The 16,162-nt window shown below is 40.8% G+C and carries 21 protein-coding genes; 10 read left to right on the forward strand and 11 right to left on the reverse strand.

Annotation, left to right across the window (positions count from 1 at the left end; genetic code table 11):
* Positions 1–133: 133 nt before the first annotated feature.
* Positions 134–652, reverse strand: coding sequence for a gamma carbonic anhydrase (locus tag Q7P97_RS12140; protein ID WP_303969425.1), 519 nt, complete (start codon positions 650–652; stop codon positions 134–136).
* A 107-nt stretch (positions 653–759) separates the two neighbouring features.
* Between Q7P97_RS12140 and Q7P97_RS12145 the strand changes: the two genes are divergently transcribed.
* Genes Q7P97_RS12145 through Q7P97_RS12160 form a run of 4 tightly spaced genes read left to right on the forward strand, consistent with a single transcriptional unit; the run spans position 760 to position 3,032 of the window.
* Positions 760–1,557: an alpha/beta hydrolase gene (locus Q7P97_RS12145; RefSeq protein ID WP_303969426.1), complete on the forward strand. Its 798-nt coding sequence runs from the start codon at positions 760–762 to the stop codon at positions 1,555–1,557.
* Entirely contained in the window at positions 1,554–1,937 is a 384-nt protein-coding gene (locus tag Q7P97_RS12150) for a fluoride efflux transporter FluC (protein ID WP_303969427.1), read from the forward strand. The genes Q7P97_RS12145 and Q7P97_RS12150 overlap by 4 nt, the downstream gene beginning before the upstream one ends.
* Positions 1,938–1,948: 11 nt before the next feature.
* The gene (locus tag Q7P97_RS12155) at positions 1,949–2,275 is read left to right on the forward strand and encodes a fluoride efflux transporter FluC (RefSeq protein ID WP_303969505.1); all 327 of its coding nucleotides are present in this window, start codon (positions 1,949–1,951) and stop codon (positions 2,273–2,275) included.
* 13 nt (positions 2,276–2,288) lie between these two features.
* The gene (locus tag Q7P97_RS12160) at positions 2,289–3,032 is read left to right on the forward strand and encodes a thermonuclease family protein (protein ID WP_303969428.1); all 744 of its coding nucleotides are present in this window, start codon (positions 2,289–2,291) and stop codon (positions 3,030–3,032) included.
* Between the two features lie 153 nt (positions 3,033–3,185).
* Here the strand turns inward: Q7P97_RS12160 and Q7P97_RS12165 are convergent, their stop codons facing one another.
* Together Q7P97_RS12165 and Q7P97_RS12170 are read right to left on the reverse strand one after the other, a co-directional pair.
* Positions 3,186–3,713, reverse strand: a complete 528-nt coding sequence (locus tag Q7P97_RS12165) for an isoprenylcysteine carboxyl methyltransferase family protein (protein WP_303969429.1) — start codon at positions 3,711–3,713, stop codon at positions 3,186–3,188.
* A gap of 1 nt (position 3,714) precedes the next feature.
* Positions 3,715–4,794: a type III polyketide synthase gene (locus tag Q7P97_RS12170; protein WP_303969430.1), complete on the reverse strand. Its 1,080-nt coding sequence runs from the start codon at positions 4,792–4,794 to the stop codon at positions 3,715–3,717.
* Positions 4,795–4,888: 94 nt separating this feature from the next.
* Here Q7P97_RS12170 and Q7P97_RS12175 point away from each other — a divergent pair, with 94 nt between their 5' ends.
* Both Q7P97_RS12175 and Q7P97_RS12180 read left to right on the forward strand, forming a co-directional pair.
* Complete coding sequence (locus tag Q7P97_RS12175) at positions 4,889–5,917, forward strand: LLM class flavin-dependent oxidoreductase (protein ID WP_303969431.1); 1,029 nt, start codon at positions 4,889–4,891, stop codon at positions 5,915–5,917.
* Positions 5,904–6,203: a cupin domain-containing protein gene (locus Q7P97_RS12180; RefSeq protein ID WP_099624775.1), complete on the forward strand. Its 300-nt coding sequence runs from the start codon at positions 5,904–5,906 to the stop codon at positions 6,201–6,203. The genes Q7P97_RS12175 and Q7P97_RS12180 overlap by 14 nt, the downstream gene beginning before the upstream one ends.
* A gap of 63 nt (positions 6,204–6,266) precedes the next feature.
* On the opposite strand, the gene Q7P97_RS12185 is transcribed toward Q7P97_RS12180, so the two are convergent.
* Positions 6,267–6,710, reverse strand: coding sequence for a YaiI/YqxD family protein (locus Q7P97_RS12185; protein WP_303969432.1), 444 nt, complete (start codon positions 6,708–6,710; stop codon positions 6,267–6,269).
* 88 nt (positions 6,711–6,798) lie between these two features.
* Here Q7P97_RS12185 and Q7P97_RS12190 point away from each other — a divergent pair, with 88 nt between their 5' ends.
* The 3 genes from Q7P97_RS12190 (at position 6,799) to Q7P97_RS12200 (ending at position 8,728) form a co-directional block, all read left to right on the forward strand.
* Complete coding sequence (locus tag Q7P97_RS12190) at positions 6,799–7,035, forward strand: hypothetical protein (protein ID WP_303969433.1); 237 nt, start codon at positions 6,799–6,801, stop codon at positions 7,033–7,035.
* 124 nt (positions 7,036–7,159) lie between these two features.
* Entirely contained in the window at positions 7,160–7,315 is a 156-nt protein-coding gene (locus Q7P97_RS12195) for a hypothetical protein (protein WP_169535198.1), read from the forward strand.
* Positions 7,316–7,360: 45 nt separating this feature from the next.
* On the forward strand, positions 7,361–8,728 hold the full coding sequence (locus tag Q7P97_RS12200; RefSeq protein ID WP_303969434.1) for a leucyl aminopeptidase family protein: 1,368 nt from the start codon (positions 7,361–7,363) through the stop codon (positions 8,726–8,728).
* 193 nt (positions 8,729–8,921) lie between these two features.
* Here the strand turns inward: Q7P97_RS12200 and Q7P97_RS12205 are convergent, their stop codons facing one another.
* From Q7P97_RS12205 to Q7P97_RS12225, 5 genes are all read right to left on the reverse strand, one after another.
* Positions 8,922–9,125: a hypothetical protein gene (locus Q7P97_RS12205; RefSeq protein ID WP_303969435.1), complete on the reverse strand. Its 204-nt coding sequence runs from the start codon at positions 9,123–9,125 to the stop codon at positions 8,922–8,924.
* A gap of 194 nt (positions 9,126–9,319) precedes the next feature.
* Complete coding sequence (locus Q7P97_RS12210; protein ID WP_303969436.1) at positions 9,320–9,742, reverse strand: hypothetical protein; 423 nt, start codon at positions 9,740–9,742, stop codon at positions 9,320–9,322.
* 90 nt (positions 9,743–9,832) lie between these two features.
* Positions 9,833–10,708 (reverse strand): TRM11 family SAM-dependent methyltransferase, encoded by an 876-nt coding sequence (locus Q7P97_RS12215; RefSeq protein ID WP_303969437.1) that lies wholly within the window; start codon positions 10,706–10,708, stop codon positions 9,833–9,835.
* 59 nt (positions 10,709–10,767) lie between these two features.
* Positions 10,768–11,220, reverse strand: coding sequence for a protoporphyrinogen oxidase (locus Q7P97_RS12220; RefSeq protein ID WP_303969438.1), 453 nt, complete (start codon positions 11,218–11,220; stop codon positions 10,768–10,770).
* Between the two features lie 5 nt (positions 11,221–11,225).
* Positions 11,226–12,158, reverse strand: a complete 933-nt coding sequence (locus tag Q7P97_RS12225; RefSeq protein ID WP_303969439.1) for a cation diffusion facilitator family transporter — start codon at positions 12,156–12,158, stop codon at positions 11,226–11,228.
* A 309-nt stretch (positions 12,159–12,467) separates the two neighbouring features.
* On the opposite strand from Q7P97_RS12225, the gene argH reads away from it, so the two are divergent.
* A complete protein-coding gene (gene argH, locus Q7P97_RS12230; RefSeq protein WP_303969440.1) occupies positions 12,468–13,790 on the forward strand; it encodes an argininosuccinate lyase in 1,323 nt (440 codons plus the stop codon).
* Positions 13,791–13,831: 41 nt separating this feature from the next.
* Here the strand turns inward: argH and brnQ are convergent, their stop codons facing one another.
* Positions 13,832–15,151 (reverse strand): branched-chain amino acid transport system II carrier protein, encoded by a 1,320-nt coding sequence (gene brnQ, locus Q7P97_RS12235; protein WP_303969441.1) that lies wholly within the window; start codon positions 15,149–15,151, stop codon positions 13,832–13,834.
* A gap of 110 nt (positions 15,152–15,261) precedes the next feature.
* Positions 15,262–16,041 (reverse strand): enoyl-ACP reductase FabI, encoded by a 780-nt coding sequence (gene fabI, locus Q7P97_RS12240; RefSeq protein WP_303969442.1) that lies wholly within the window; start codon positions 16,039–16,041, stop codon positions 15,262–15,264.
* Between the last annotated feature and the right edge of the window lie 121 nt (positions 16,042–16,162).

The raw sequence follows: 16,162 nt of genomic DNA on the forward strand, positions 1-16,162 counted from the left end.
CATCAAGTAAACTTCTTATCAGTTTAACAGGCGGGTCATGCGAACCTTCTGTTAATCTATGATATGTTAATGAAGTATGTATTGGACAAAAGGATGTACTTAACAAGGCGTCCGCTTGTCACGGGCGCTACGATTAAATCTCTTCCTGTAACGCTTTATATAATTGACCTTTACGTGCATACTCATTTACGATTCTTGTCATGTCTGCGCGATCTTCATCAGTCAATTCACGGACAACACGTGCCGGTGAACCAAGGGCTAACGTGTTCGGAGGAATTTTCTTGCCAGGCGTCACTAAACTACCAGCACCGATGAAAGCACCTTCACCTACTTCAGCTCCATCGAGTACGGTGGCCCCCATACCGACAAGTGCTCCAGTTTTGATCGTACAACTATGCAACATCGCTTTATGACCAATTGTCACGTGATCTTCAAGAATTAGTGGGAATTTTGGGCTTTGATGTAAACAGCAGAAATCTTGCACATTTACTTTTTTTCCAATAATAGTAGGGGATACATCCCCACGGATTACCGTGTTGAACCATATAGATGACTCCGGTCCAATCGTTACATCACCGGAAATCGTTACGTAGTCGGCAATATAAACGGATGGATCAATTTTAGGTAATTTACCTTCGTATGGATAAATCAATCAAATCTCCTCTTTTCTAAATAATCATGTATAATTTATCCTAACAAACATTTAGTTATTGCGAAACATAAGAATGAAATAGATAGAATAAGATAGTCTGATTAGGAGTGATATCTTTGTGGAAATGGGAAGCAGAAGGTAAGGCGAAAGGTGTTATTGTACTTGTACATAACGCTTATGAACATCATAGAAGATATGCGTGGCTTATACAGAAATTTCAAAGCGATGGTTTCCATGTCGTAGCAGGAGACTTACCGGGTCATGGCAAAGAAGGATTGGAAGTACATGCTGAAGCATTTAAAGATTATCGTAGATTTATCAAGAAAATGATCCGTAGTGGTTTAGATGATAATCTGCCTGTGTTTTTATTTGGGCATGGATTAGGCGCAACATTTTTACTTCGTTTATTGCAAATGGAACGAATTGAATGCGCTGGAGTGATCTGTACATCACCTTGGCTACATCTAGAACATCATCCGCCAATTCGTGCGAAAATGTTTACGAAATGGTCTCAATCGATGACGTTAGATCATGAAATTACACCCGAACTATTATCGCGTAATCCCGAATTTTTGGAGCAATATGCGGAAGATCCGATGTATGTGCCGATCGTTACAGGTGGTTGGTATCGCGAGTTACAAACACTGATGAAATCCGTCATGCAACCAGATTTAATTATTCAAGATGTACCTATGTTACTTCATACAGGAGAAGCAGATCCAATCACCAATACCGATTACACACGTAAGTGGGCATTCGCACAAAATTTATCCGAACTTCAATGGATGCGATGGAAAGACGTTCAACACGACGTCATCCAGGCACCTGAACAAGAAGGGGTCTATTTATATACACAATCATTCATCAACAATGTGCTTCATTCTCTTGGATATATTATCGAATGAATGCCGGTCGTGAACGACTGTACATAGGTGTGGCTGGAGCTATTGGAGCAAGCACGAGACTGCTGATTGGTCAGCTATTGATCATCAGTGGTTCTTTTCCTGTGGCGACCTTCACGATCAACATGATAGGGACGCTTATCCTTTGCTATATTGTGGAACGTGCACGTCTTGTAGGAAGTCTTAGCCCCCTAGCAGTGACGGTAATTACTACAGGATTCCTCGGTGCATTCACGACTTTTTCCGCAGTTAGTGTAGAAACGGTTGAATTGCTACGTGATGGATTTCTTGTACTTGCCGGTGTCTACGTAGGTAGTAGTGTAGTAGGTGGATTAGCTATGGCGGCGCTTGGATTTTTCTTGGCTAGGAGGCGATCGTCATAATTTGGCATCTTATCGCAGTAAGTTGTGGCGGATTTATAGGAGCACTTTTGCGTTTTGAAGTATCCGCCAAGCTTAATCGTGATCGTTTACCATATGGAACGCTACTTGTTAATTCTATTGGCAGTTTCTTCATTGGCTGGATCATCGGTTCAAACCTTTCATACGGTTGGACGTTATTTGGGGCTACTGGTGTAGCAGGTGCTTTAACGACCTATTCTACCTTAATGAAAGAAATTTGGACGTACTGGACTGAAGGTCAGAAGATTCGAGCGGTCGGTTATACACTAGTAACGTTCACAGTAGGAATAGGCTTGGCCTTTTTAGGTTTTAGCTTATAGAAAAGAGGTTCGGATGAATAACAAAAAAACGCAAAAAACGACAAGAAATAAACGTAAGAAAATGATTACTTCATTCGTAATCGCAATAGGAATTGCGATTGTTGCTATATATTTCCCAGAACTATTTGATGATGAAGAAAAAGAACCGAGTCGTCAAGGTTTAATTCCTGTCGAACTAGTTAAAACAATTGATGGCGATACGATCAAGATTATGTATGAAGGTAAAGAAGAAAATGTGCGGTATTTATTAATTGATACACCGGAAACGAACCATCCACGTCTTGGCAAGCAGCCGTATGGACAACAAGCAAAGGTTCGAAATCAGGAACTATTGCAAAAAGGTCAGCTCGAAATCGAGTTTGATGTAGGCGGAAAATATGATAAATACGACAGGTTATTGGCGTATATTTACGTGGACGGCAAGAGTGTGCAAGAACAGTTATTGAAAGAAGGATTGGCTAGAGTCGCTTATGTGTATCCACCGAACACACGGCATTTGGATGCGTTTGAAAAAGCTGAGCAACAAGCGAAGAAGTCGGGTATCGGAATTTGGACGTTGGAAGACTACACGACAGACCGAGGTTTTGACAGTGAAAAATATCCTGCAGATTCTGTGAAGATCCCTGTATACGGTGAAACACAGGACTTCAAGAACTGTACAGAGCTTCGTAAAGTATATCCGAAGGGCGTTAAAAAAGGTCACCCCGCATATAAAGAACAGATGGATGGCAATAAAGATGGACGAGCTTGTGAATAAAATAAAGACTAAGTAAGAGTCAAGATACCGTTGATCCTATGCAGGTACTTACGATCAACTACTTAAGGATTCCTATAGGCTAACGCTAATGAAAAAATGAAAAGAATGAAGACAAATCCTCGTTATCCAGGATTTGTCTTCATTCTTTTTTCATCAAAACACTTCATTATAATTTGTCAGTTCTCGTAGTGCGCGCTCTTCAGTAGGAATCCGGACAGACAGCATCCATATATTCAGCAATAGAAATAGTGCCGCCGTGAAGTACGCACTGAATAGTAAAGGCAATACAATTAGTTCAGTTGTTACAATGACATAGTTCGGGTGGCGGATCCAGCGGTAAGGTCCTTTTTTCTGTACATTTGCTCCAGGTAAAATAAGAATTTTAGTGTTCCAGAACTTTCCTAAAGATGCCAAACACCAGACACGCAGCACTTGCATCAATAGGAAGACTACGAGTAATATGCTCCAGAATGGTGAGAGTGGACGGTCGAATACTAAAACTTCGACTAGCAAGGAAATGAAAAATGCAGTATGCATTAAAACCATCCATTTATAGTGAGACGCGCCAATTTCTATTGCACCTTGATTGCGGATCCACTGCTCGTTGCGATTAGCTACGACCAGTTCGACTAACCGTTGAATGACGACGATAATAAAAACAAACAGGAAAAGCCTGCTCATCTTATTGCCACTCCAACAATAATAATTCTCCGCAGAAACCTGGTCCAAGTGCTGCCATTAAACCGTATTCTCCTTTAACAGGCTGTTGCTCAATAAAATCCTTGAGTACATAGAGCACAGTAGGAGACGACATATTTCCATGATATTGCAACACTTTTTTCGATGTAGCGGTTTGCTCTTGATCCATATCCAATGCTTTTTGATACGCATCTAACACTTTTTTACCGCCAGGATGCGCAACGAAATGCTGTACATCTTCCATTGAAAGATCATGTTCTTCCACGAATTGATGGACAAATGGTCCTAACCAACTCTTGATGACGTTTGGAATACTCTTTGAAAATACAACATGTAAGCCGTCATTTTTAATATCCCAGCCCATCACATCCTCTGAGTCAGGCATAAATCGTGAAGATGTGGCACGGATGTGAGGCATCGGACGTGTGCTTTTGACGGTAGATTGCTCTCCAGAAACAAGTGCGCAAGCTACACCATCAGAGAATAACGATACACCGACCAAGTTACTTTTTGATACATCGTCTCGTTGAAACGTTAAGCTGCAAAGCTCTATAGCGAGGACGAGAACATTCGATTCAGGATAAGCTTTACAGTAATCAAAAGCACGACTCATACCGGAAGCTCCACCTGCACAACCGAGACCCCAAATAGGGATACGTTTAATATCATGTCGAAATGGTAATTGATTAATAAGACGGGCATCGATACTTGGTGTGGCAATTCCACTACTCGAAACAAAGAATATCGCGTCAATTTCAGCAGCATTCACGGGACGCTCCAGTGTTGTCGTATTGTTGAGGCATTGTTCGACCGCCTGCTTACCAAGTGTAATAGCATGCTGAATATATAAGTTGTTTTTCGTTTCAAAATCATGTGGCTCCGCGTACCATTCTAACGGCATACATACTTGTCGTGAGTCAATTTCACCGTTTTGAAACACTTGTAATAAGCGGTCGATATCTTTGAATGAATCCGAAAATAAAGAACGAGCAAATGTCATAGCTTCTTCTTGTGGCAAATCAACAGGCGGACTAACTGTACTAACAGATTGGATGAATGGCATAGGGTAACCTCCGTTTAAATTAATGATGAGCTTGAGCAGTGAATTATGCCGTGGCTTCTTGTAGACTATATGCAATAGAAGAGGAGGACTTGTCTTGAAGATACAATTAAGTATATTGGATCAATCTCCCATTACATCCGGCAGTGATGCCCATGAAGCTTTTCAGCAAACTACCTGTTTGGCGAAGAAAGCCGAAGAATTAGGATATAGCCGCTTTTGGGTGTCTGAACATCACGATGCTCCAACCCTAGCAGGTTCATCTCCTGAAATTCTGATGGCGCATTTGGCTACAGTCACTTCGACGATCCGAATCGGGTCAGGCGGTGTCATGCTACCTCACTATTCCCCTTATAAGGTGGCAGAAAACTTCAAAGTGTTAGAAGCTTTGTTTCCTGGGAGAATTGATGCGGGTGTCGGACGAGCTCCTGCGGGAATGCCTCGAGCAACTTATGCTCTCAACAACGGTGAATATCCAAATCGTGATCAATATCCTCAACAAATTGACGACCTGCACATGTATCTTCACGACGCATTGCCTAAAGACCATCCATATGAAGGGTTGAAAGCAACCCCACTCACAAATAGTGCACCACCCGTCTGGATGTTAGGCACAAGCAAAGAGTCAGCGAGTTTAGCGGCTCAAAAAGGTTTACCATATATGTTTGCACAATTTATCAATAGTGAAGGGGGGAGCGAAGCAGCGAAGTTTTATCAAGAGCATTTTCAAGCTTCTGCTCATACATCTTTCCCTAAACAAGCGGTAGCGGTATTTTTATTTTGTGCAGAGACGGAAGAAAAAGCAGATTGGATTACGTCTTCGTTGGATCTGTTAATGATTATGCAACAACAAGGAATGAAAGTAGAGGGTACACCTTCACCAGAACAAGCAGCAGCATATCCATATAGTCAAATGGAAAGAGAATTAGTTCAATTAAACCGTGAGCGTATGATTATAGGGACACCAGAATCAGCTCGTAGGCAGTTGGAACAAGTAGCGCAAGATTTTGGAGCAGAAGAAATCATGCTTGTTTCAATTACATATAACTTTCATGATAAACTAAAGTCGTATGAACTGATTATGCAAGAATTTCTGAAAGGGGAGAAGACGAATGAATTTGATTGATACAAAAAATCAGCTGTCTGAAAAGAAAAAGCATGTGGAGAAAGTAGCGAATGTCGATAATGCAACTTTCATGAATATTCAATTGCGTACAGGAGAGGAAGTAGCTGAGCATGATGCGAATAAAGAAGTATTCATCATCGTGCGTAAAGGAAAAGTACGGTTCATAGTGGAAGGCGAGCCAGTTGATGTCACACCAGATAATGTCTTGCATATGGTGCCGTTAGAAAGACATAGTTTACATGCAGTAGAAGACTCTGATGTTTTAGTTATTCTAGTAAAGCCGTAAAGTTCATACAACAAGAGATCGCACGTAATCCTTGCGATCTCTTGTTGTATGATTTGAACTAATTTAAGGTCGAATGGTTTTACATAATTCACGCAAACTAGTAATGAATCCTTCATTTTGTTCAGCAGTTCGTTTTTTTGGACCTCGTAAACGACCTCCTGCCCGGCGGATTTTCTGAGCTTTATGACGTGCCGCGAGTAATTGATCAATATTGTCATTTGTGTACCATCTACCGTTCTGGTCAAGTGGTAATCCTTGTTTGGCCAATGCCATAGCGGCCAATCCGTAGTCTTGAGTGACGACGATGTCTCCTTTTTTTATACGGTTCACCAATACAAAATCGACTGCGTCGGCACCTTTGGAAACAGTAATTGTTTCTGCGCCTTCCCGGTGCATTTCATGTGCAGTGTCACATATTAACACACAAGGTAGGTCGTACTCTTTGGCGATCGCAATCGTTTCATTGATTACTGGACAGCCATCTGCATCCACTAAAATCGTTGTCACGTAGTACCTCTCCTTCCGCTACACTTAATAGGTTTAGTATAACAAATAACGGGAAAGATAAGTAAAAATGCACAACTGAGGTGATGAAATGGCTGATTTATCAAAAGAACAACAAACGACTGCCGAGCAACGTGAGCAATATGGGCGTGAAATGGATGCGAAGAATGCTGCCATGGAGAACATAGAAGTTCCACTTGAAAACAGAGAGTTGGCAGATCACGAAATTCCACCGCCGTTAACAGAAGAAGAAGTGCGAGCAAAAGTCGGTAATCAGAACTTCAAAAATGCGACTGATGATAGCGCGCCTACATCAATAGGGAGCTAATAAAGTTATGAGAAAAACTAGGGACATCATAGATGTTCCTTTTTGCGTTAAAAACTATAAATGAAACCAACCTGTTAGGTATATCGTATACATACTATACAACTAGGTAACGGAGTGATGGAAAATGAATGAAGGCTATTTCGTAGGATGGGGCACGTTAGCTTTAATCAATGCAGTATTAGCGCAAGGGAAAAACAGAAGTGGATTGAACTGGTTTATACTTTCTTTGTTTTTAGGACCGCTGGCAACTCTCTTCTTAGCGCTATCAGGTAAAAAGTGATAAACTATTTAGGAAACCGAAATAGTGAAGGGAGCTATTATGACTATGAAAATTAATGTAGAAATTTTATTCGCAACTGATGCACAAATAACGAAGAACCTGTTGGTGAAACAATTTGTCGACAATCAAGCTGGAGGATTTTCCACGTTTGTACATGACGGAAAACAGCTAGTCGTTATAAAAGATAAAGAATGGAAAACAGCAGATGCAATTCGCAGTATTGCAGGTGAAATCTCTCGCAGTCTTGCGGCACAAAAAGTAGATTCTGCTTCGATTCAAGCAGATCAGCTAGGACAAAAGTGGTCGTCTCAAGATGAAGCAGTAACAGCTTTCGTCGAAGGATGGCATCTTGGTGCCTATAACTTTGACCGCTATCAATCTAAAAAAGCGGACCCTGTCACTACGTTAGATGTTAAAGGTGCAGACAAAGCAGCAGTCAAATCAGGAGAAGTGCGTGCAGCAGCTATGGCATTTTCTCGTGACTTAATGAATGAACTTTCCGATGTGCTCAATCCAGAGACATATCCAGAAGTATTAAAAGATCATTTCAAAGGGACAAAAGTGAAAATCGATGTTCTTGGTAAAAAAGAGATTGAAGAACGCGAAATGAATGGTGTATTAACGGTATGCCGCGGTAGTAAATATGAGCCTTCATTCGTAGAGATGACTTTGCAGACGGATGCATCAAAACCACTCGTTGCTCTTGTCGGAAAAGGCGTAACGTATGATTCGGGCGGTATCAGCTTGAAAGGCGGACGTGACGACAGTGACATGCGTATGGATATGGGCGGATCAGCTGCTGTAAGCGGTGCTTTATCACTTCTAGCTCATTCCGATGCCAAAGTGAATGTTGTCGTGCTAATTCCAATGGTTGAGAATACACCAGGACCTGATGCTGTTATGCCGGGCGAAGTGATCCAATACAAGAATGGTATTAGTGTACAAGTCGGTAATACCGATGCAGAAGGCCGTTTGATTTTGGCTGACGGATTGATTCGTGCAGGTGAATTAAACGCAGACTACACTGTGGATATCGCGACATTGACTGGCGCAGTTGTGGCGGCGCTTGGTACGGAAGTCGGAGGAGTCTTTGGTGACGAAGAGTTGTCTAATAAACTGAAGAAAATTGGCGATCAAAACGGTGACTTCGTTTGGCCACTTCCTTTAATTGATGAGTATGAAGAAACACTTGATAGCGCCTATGCAGATTGTAACAATATGAGTTCTCTAACTGTGGCAGGTTCGATCACAGCTGGTCTCTTCTTGCGTAAGTTCGCACCGAAGACCAACTGGTTGCATGTCGACATGGCGGGCGTTATGGATAAGCAGAAGTCAAAAGGTTATTATACGAAGTCAGCAACGGGCTACGGAGCACGTTTGCTTGCGGATTATACGGTGTCATTGACTAAATAAGTAATATTTAAAAGGATGTCCTAACTGGGCGTCCTTTTTTTGTGTTGGTTGGGAGTATTGGAAGAGGAGAGCTAAATAGTGTCTGCGAGGGGATGGAAGCTCCTTTTGACGCACAGTTTCCATATCAAAAAATAAGAACAAAAAAGTGATCGTAGTCATCAAACCAAGATTTCGATCACTTTTTTTCAAAGACTCATAAAAACAAAGCAGGGGAGGCGATTCCTGCGAGGATGATCAGCAAGGATACCGACGCAATAATGGCTGGCTTCATAAATGCAGGCTCTTCTTGCACGAGCTCCTTGATGGCATAAATTATAGAAATAACAAAAACGAATGGCCAGACGAACCATGTCCATAGATAGAGAACACTCAAAAGCTTCATAATACTAATAAACATAGACTACACTCCTTGGATAGTAATAAGAGCTCACTGTAAAAAGAATGACGTGATAGATAAATGCTCTGATACTTTTGTTTTCCCTATTTTACAAAATTCACACTCTTCCAATAAAAAATTTATAAGTAGGGTATCCAAGTGAGTAGAAACTATTATACTTTCTTTACTGTTTTCGTATACGTAAACGAATCGTATTATTTCTCCTTATTTGTTGAAATGTTATTATGAGGAGGCAATAAGAGAAATGTGTGAAAATAAATATTCGCTGCCATGAGACCAATACCGGCATATAAGACAATCAGTGACACTGAATTCAGTCCAGGCAGTAAAATCAGAGGGAACAGCGCACCAATTAGAAGTCCAGCCGCTGAATAGAAAACTAGCTTCTTTACATACTGCGACTTTTTGTTTTTCATTAATGTATCAATCATGATAGATAGGGGAATTCCAATCAGTAAAAAGATAGGCCCTGCGTATAACATAACGAATACCATTGCTTCAGAGAACCCCAAATAATAGGTACTCGATTCGCGCTGTGATTCAGGTACATAGGAAATAGCTGAATAAATGATTGCGAATAAGATAGCGGCTATAACTGCTGATATAAAACGTTTCATAATCGTACCTCCAATCTGTCTTTATCATATTTCAGAAAATAGATATATACAATAAAAAGACGAGTGAGAGAAAAGCTCACTCGTCTTTCATTATTTACATAGGACAACTTCACGCGAAAACGTACCTTTGTGTGCAAGGCACCGATCCGCTATCTCAAATCCAGCAATTTCGAGCATTTCATCCATATTTTCAATCGTAATAATTAAACAGCTTTTGGCAAAACGTCGAGCTTCTTTCAAAATCTCGAGTTGGCCTTCTGCTGTAATATGCGTAAATAAATTATACGGCATATCGATAATAGCCACATCGTATTCTTCTTCTACTTCAGCAATTGGACCTATTGTAACATTGCCTTCCAAATTGAAGTAGTCTATGTTTTTTCTTGAGCCATAGACGACAAGCGGATTAATATCGCGACCTTCAATAGGGATTCCCATAGATAATGCTTCAACAAGAACGGTACCGATTCCACAGCAAGGATCGATGACGCGTTTTCCTTCAGGGTGCGGTACTGCAATATTGACGGCAGCTCTGGCGAGACGTGTACCAAGCGCAGTGGAATACATATGGGGCTTCTGTTGGTGAACATGCCAGTCAGAAGAACTGTAAAGCACATTTCCTGCGTACCAACGACCGTCCAATTGCATGATGCCGATAAATACTTCGGGATGGTCAAGTTCAGGCTCGCCTTTGATCTGTAATCCAATCGTGCGCTCAATTTCACGACGCGTATCATGACCAATTTTAGCTGTCGTTGATAGCGTCATATCATTCAAGCAGACGGTCTTAAATAATTGATCGGTCTCCAGCTTAGAAGCTTTGTCTGCCAGCATTTCTAAATTGTCTGCATCCAGTAAGACTTCAAGTCGAGTTTGTATGAACGGGCTTCGTGACGGATCAACGCCAATATCACTTATAATCACGTTGTCTTCTACGTCATAACCGAAAAAAGCTCGCATTTCCATTCGACATAATTCCTTTTCATCGCGGTGCCGAATATACGTATATATAAATTGCGAAGCCATTAGTTATTTGCTCTCATTTTATGCAAATCGCCAAGTACTTCAAACAGAAGTTGTAGCGCATTTTGAATAGACATCGTCTCGTCAAATCCTTTGAGAGAATCAAGCGGAATATTTAACTCCCAGAAGCCTTCGTTGTCAGAAAAAGAAATACTAAAGCCATGTAAATTATGCTGAAGTTTTTCCTCAATACATGCACGAATAGTTTCGCCTTCTTTTTTCTTGCCTTGCAAACCAAATAATGCCATATACGTTTTGAACATGTCATCTACTTCAAGTGCCAGCGAATCCACTTTGATCTCATCGAAGTCAGGCGATTCGACAAAAAGAAATTCAGCTATATTCGATTTCAAGTAAGAGATGGGTTCCTGTAAAAAACGCTCATCTGCAAAGCGTACGGTTTCCTCTGTTTCCTTTACACATACTTCAATTGTTTTGATTGTTACTGTACTCATTTTATTCACTCCTCGTTAGTAAGTATACCGGATTGTTTTTCGGGATACCACGGATTTAAGTGAATTAATACTTCATCCACGTCTTCATTTTTCGCCATGATCAAATTACGTAATCTACTTGAGATAATATGGCCTTCTTGTATCGTTAAATCACCATTTATACCGATTCGAATATCAACCAATACATAATGTCCATGTTCTCTTGCGCGTAAGCGATCAATTCGTTTTACTTCCGGAATAGAATGAATCAATTCTTCAAATGCGATTAAACGCTCATCACAGACGCTTTTTTCCATCAATATATCAATACTTTCTTTACCGATCTCCATAGCGATTTTAAAGACCAGAATAGAGACAATAATACCCGCGATGGGATCTCCATACGTGAGTAGCGGCCATTCGTAAGCATCTCCGATTAAGGCAAGTCCAATACCTACTACTGCAGCAAGTGAAGCATAGACATCAGCTAAGTGGTCATATGCCGTCGCAATTAGCCCTTTACTGTTTTCTGCTTTACCTATACGTATTGTATAAATATAAAGTACATACTTCCAAATTAACGACACGACGGCAGTGAGTAAAGCGATTTTACTTGCTGTAGCGGGATCTTCAAATAATGCCATGATCGCTTCGAAAGCAATATAGATTGCGGCTAAACCTAAAATAATAGCGACGATGCTTGAACCAATCACTTCCGCTTTACCGTGTCCATACGGATGATCTTGATCTGCCGGACGTTTTGAAATTTGCATGGAAGTGAGTGCGGCTGCAGAAGCTACCACATCACCTGCGTTGTGGAAACCGTCTGCAAGTAAAACGGGACTTCTAAAAACAAATCCAACGACCAGTTTTAATATAGTTAAGATTACATTACTCAATAAACTGATCCAGATAGCCATGATTGCAGAAGTGGAATGCTCACGTACTTGAATAGTCATAAATGTTTCCCTCCTCTAACAGTGTTTCCTCGAAGCAACAAAAAAACCTCGCTTAATTTGGGCGAGGTCATACATGATTTTAATTGTTGGATTGGGACAAAGTTTCTCATTGTCATCACTCATTCATTTGTAGTTCAATTATTATCCCATAGCTATACAGTTTATGCAAGAATGTACTACATCACTCAAAGTAGAAAAATGTCGTCTACTGTGTCAAAATAAAAGAATAGAAAAGATACAAGATCATGATGAACATAATTTCTATACAATGATACGTATAAAAATACAAAATGAGAGGTTTGATGAATAATGAAGCTTTGGGGCGGTCGTTTCAGTAGTAAAGCAGATGAAATCATGGAGAAATTTAATAGCTCTTTACCCGTTGATTATCGTTTATACAGAGAGGACATCGCAGGTAGTATCGCACACGTAACGATGCAAGTTCATTCAGATTTATTGTCACCTGAAGAAGGTGAATTGCTAGTAGATGGTTTGCAGTCGATTTTGGCGGATATCGAATCGGGCGAATTACAAATCGAAGGCAATTATGAAGATATTCATTCGTTTATTGAAATGAATCTCACAGAGCGAGTAGGGGAGACGGGTAAGAAATTGCATACAGCCCGCAGCCGGAACGATCAAGTAGCAGTCGATATGAGACAGTATGCTAGAAATCAAACTTCTGTTGTAATGGATGCGCTACAGGTTTTAATTGATTCACTTGAAGCAAAAGGAAGAGCAAACAACGTTATTATGCCGGGCTACACACATTTGCAACGTGCGCAGGTCGTTACTTTCGGACATCACCTAGGTGCTTATGCACAAATGTTCAAACGTGATAAAAAACGTGTGCAAAATGCGGCCGAGATTTTGAATGAAAATCCACTTGGCTGTGGTGCGCTTGCCGGTACGACGCATGATATTGATCGTCAAGTAACTACCGCACTGCTAGGGTTCGATAAGCCGGTAGATAACTTTCTTGACGGAGTCAGCGATCGTGACTATTTACTAGAATTGATGTCCGACTTCTCGTTAATCATGATGCACATGAGTAGATTGAGTGAGGAACTCATTCTTTGGAGTAGCCAAGAGTTCCGCTTTATCACGATTTCAGATGCTTACTCAACAGGAAGTAGCATAATGCCCCAGAAGAAAAATCCAGATGCGGCAGAACTGATCCGTGGTAAAACTGGCCGTGTGTATGGTTCTTTATTCGCTTTACTGACGACGTTGAAGGGTTTGCCATTAACGTATAATAAAGACATGCAGGAAGACAAAGAACAATTCTTCGATGCATTAGATACTGTTCTTGACTGCTTGGAAATTATGTCTAAAATGATCGATACTCTACAAGTAAATGCAGAGCATATGAAAGCTGCAATTAAAGGCGGATTCTTGAATGCGACAGAAGTGGCGGACTACTTGGTCGCAAAAGGTACGCCATTCCGCGATGCGCACGAAATCGTTGGTAAAATCATTATTTATTGTGAACAGGAAAACAAAGCGATCGAGGACCTGACAGTAGGTGAACTCAAAAACTTCAGTGACCAGATGGAAGAAGACATCTACGCATATATCGATTACGAATCCATTATTACAAAAGGGAATAAAGGATTGATGAAAGAAATGTAATAAGTACATAAAAAGCCTGCGGAATGTCCGCAGGCTTTTTATTATTCAACGCGAGGCTTGCCTTGAATGGAAGCGACAATAAAACCTATTGCACCAAACGTAACTGCAGGCAACATCCATCCGACGCCTTGCTCATATAAAGGTAAGAATTCCAATATATATGTAACCGGTACCAGATCGATATTAAATGCTCGTAACACATCAAAGAATCCAATAAGACCTGCTGCTAGCAATCCGTAATTATATACTTCATGGTAGCCTTTGAATAACGGATGTAACAATCTAAAAGTAATTAAGACTATGGCTAGAGGGTATACTCCACCTAGTACTGGAATCATCACTGCGAGCAATTGCGTGAGGCCGACATTCGCGACTAGCACAGAAAACGAACAAATAATAAAGACGAACATTTTATAAGAAATCTTAGGTGCGACTTTAGAAAGATAGGTCGCACTAGCAGTCGTCAATCCAACCGAAGTCGTTAAGCAAGCTAGTGTTACTGCAAGTCCAAGTAAATATAAACCGTTATTACCCATCAAGGCATATGCAAGTTTTGCTAAAATATCTCCGCCGTTCGTGGCGCCTTCTGCTACAGAGCGGCTCGTCATCCCTAAATAGGCCAATCCAGCATAGACAAAACTCAGCCCGATGACAGCAATGGATCCGGCTTTCATCGTAATAGAAGTTACCGTCTTTCTATCTGTAATCCCTTTCGCCTTCACGGCATTAATGACGATAATGGCAAAGACTAGCGCTGCCATTGCGTCCATTGTTCCATACCCCTCAATAAATCCTTTGTAAAAGTAATCTTCTGCATAAGATCCTTGCGGCGCGCCCGCTTTGCCTACTGGATTGATCATACCAATCACGACAATAAACATTACGATAGCTAGCAATATGGGAGTTAGAATACTTCCAAAGCGATCGACTATTTTATTCGGCTTAAGTGAAAGCCAAATGGTCACTGCAAAAAATACAATGGAGAAGAGCGCCAATGCTAAATTAGAATACGAATCCGGTACAAATGAAGAAACGGCAATTTCGAACGAAACAGTCGCTGTACGTGGAACACCGAAGAACGGTCCAAGTGCTAAATATATAACCAATGGGAAAACTATAGCGAATACAGGCGATGCTCTTCCAGCTAAATCACTTAATTGATTGCCACTCATAGTGACTGCAATTATGCCAAGATAGGGAAGACCGACTCCTGTTATTAAAAAACCAGCCAGTGTAATCCATGTTTGTGTTCCTGCTAATTGACCTAGCAGCGGTGGGAAGATCATATTTCCTGCACCGAAAAAGAGAGCAAACATCGTCAGCCCCAATTTGAACGTATCGAATTTTGTAAATCTATTCATTTGGTATTCCTCCTGAAGTACTTGGAAAAGCGTATGTATTTAGATAATTAATTCTACAATAATAAAAGTGTCCATAAAAAAGGATTCTCCTAAGAGAATCCTTCATAAGATTACCCCATAATGTGGTAGCCAGCATCAACATAGATTACTTCGCCTGTCACACCGCTCGACAAATTACTTAGCATTGCTACCGTCATATCTGAAACTTCTTCAGGTTTGACGTTACGTTTTAGTGGCGCGCGTTCCTCAATTTGACTAAGGATAGTATTAAAGGAAGGAACACCTTTTGCAGACAATGTGCGAACTGCTCCAGCAGAGATTGCATTGACACGAATATTTTGTTCACCTAGCTCAGATGCCAGGTAGCGTACAGATGCTTCAAGAGCTGCTTTTGCAACACCCATTACGTTATAGCCTTCAAGAACTCGTTCCGCTCCTAAATAACTCATCGTAATGATCGCTCCGCCTTCTGTCATATAATGGCGGGCTTCACGTGCTGCCGCAACTAATGAATAGGCACTGGAATCTTGTGCGAATGCATATCCTTCGCGAGTCGTTTCCACAAATGGATTATGCAAGTCTTGTTGGTGTGCAAATGCGATAGAGTGGACTACGCCATGAATAACACCGACTTGTTCGCCGATTGCTTTGAAAGCTTGCTCGATGCTTTCATCACTATTCACATCACACTGCACGATTTGTGTAGCTGTAAATTCACTTTTAGCTAAAGCTTTTTCCAATTTATCACGAGAGCGATCTTTACGGTATGTGAAAATGACATTCGCACCAACTGAGAATAATGCTTTTGCTACTCCCCAACCAATACTACGTTCATTTGCCACACCCATAATCACAATGTTTTTACCGGATAATTTTAATAAATCTACCATAATAGCCTCCTGAAAGTTTCTTATTCATTTGATCATATTATACTCTCCATAATAATAACATATAGTGAAGGGGAAGTTATAGAATTTCTATTAAGAATGAAAAGAGAATTTTCGAATTGAC

Origin of the sequence: Sporosarcina ureae (assembly GCF_029267015.1) — a bacterium.
Taxonomy (GTDB): Bacteria; Bacillota; Bacilli; order Bacillales_A; family Planococcaceae; genus Sporosarcina; species Sporosarcina ureae_D.

Coding starts and splice junctions, on each gene's coding strand:
- brnQ (WP_303969441.1), bottom strand. CDS start 15,151: ATGAATAGATTTACAAAATTCGATACGTTCAAATTGGGGCTGACGATG.
- Q7P97_RS12190 (WP_303969433.1), top strand. CDS start 6,799: ATGGCTGATTTATCAAAAGAACAACAAACGACTGCCGAGCAACGTGAG.
- argH (WP_303969440.1), top strand. CDS start 12,468: ATGAAGCTTTGGGGCGGTCGTTTCAGTAGTAAAGCAGATGAAATCATG.
- Q7P97_RS12170 (WP_303969430.1), bottom strand. CDS start 4,794: ATGCCATTCATCCAATCTGTTAGTACAGTTAGTCCGCCTGTTGATTTG.
- Q7P97_RS12150 (WP_303969427.1), top strand. CDS start 1,554: ATGAATGCCGGTCGTGAACGACTGTACATAGGTGTGGCTGGAGCTATT.
- Q7P97_RS12225 (WP_303969439.1), bottom strand. CDS start 12,158: ATGACTATTCAAGTACGTGAGCATTCCACTTCTGCAATCATGGCTATC.
- Q7P97_RS12210 (WP_303969436.1), bottom strand. CDS start 9,742: ATGAAACGTTTTATATCAGCAGTTATAGCCGCTATCTTATTCGCAATC.
- Q7P97_RS12195 (WP_169535198.1), top strand. CDS start 7,160: ATGAATGAAGGCTATTTCGTAGGATGGGGCACGTTAGCTTTAATCAAT.
- Q7P97_RS12200 (WP_303969434.1), top strand. CDS start 7,361: ATGAAAATTAATGTAGAAATTTTATTCGCAACTGATGCACAAATAACG.
- Q7P97_RS12160 (WP_303969428.1), top strand. CDS start 2,289: ATGAATAACAAAAAAACGCAAAAAACGACAAGAAATAAACGTAAGAAA.
- Q7P97_RS12180 (WP_099624775.1), top strand. CDS start 5,904: ATGAATTTGATTGATACAAAAAATCAGCTGTCTGAAAAGAAAAAGCAT.
- Q7P97_RS12215 (WP_303969437.1), bottom strand. CDS start 10,708: ATGGAAATGCGAGCTTTTTTCGGTTATGACGTAGAAGACAACGTGATT.
- Q7P97_RS12165 (WP_303969429.1), bottom strand. CDS start 3,713: ATGAGCAGGCTTTTCCTGTTTGTTTTTATTATCGTCGTCATTCAACGG.
- Q7P97_RS12205 (WP_303969435.1), bottom strand. CDS start 9,125: ATGTTTATTAGTATTATGAAGCTTTTGAGTGTTCTCTATCTATGGACA.
- Q7P97_RS12220 (WP_303969438.1), bottom strand. CDS start 11,220: ATGAGTACAGTAACAATCAAAACAATTGAAGTATGTGTAAAGGAAACA.
- fabI (WP_303969442.1), bottom strand. CDS start 16,041: ATGGTAGATTTATTAAAATTATCCGGTAAAAACATTGTGATTATGGGT.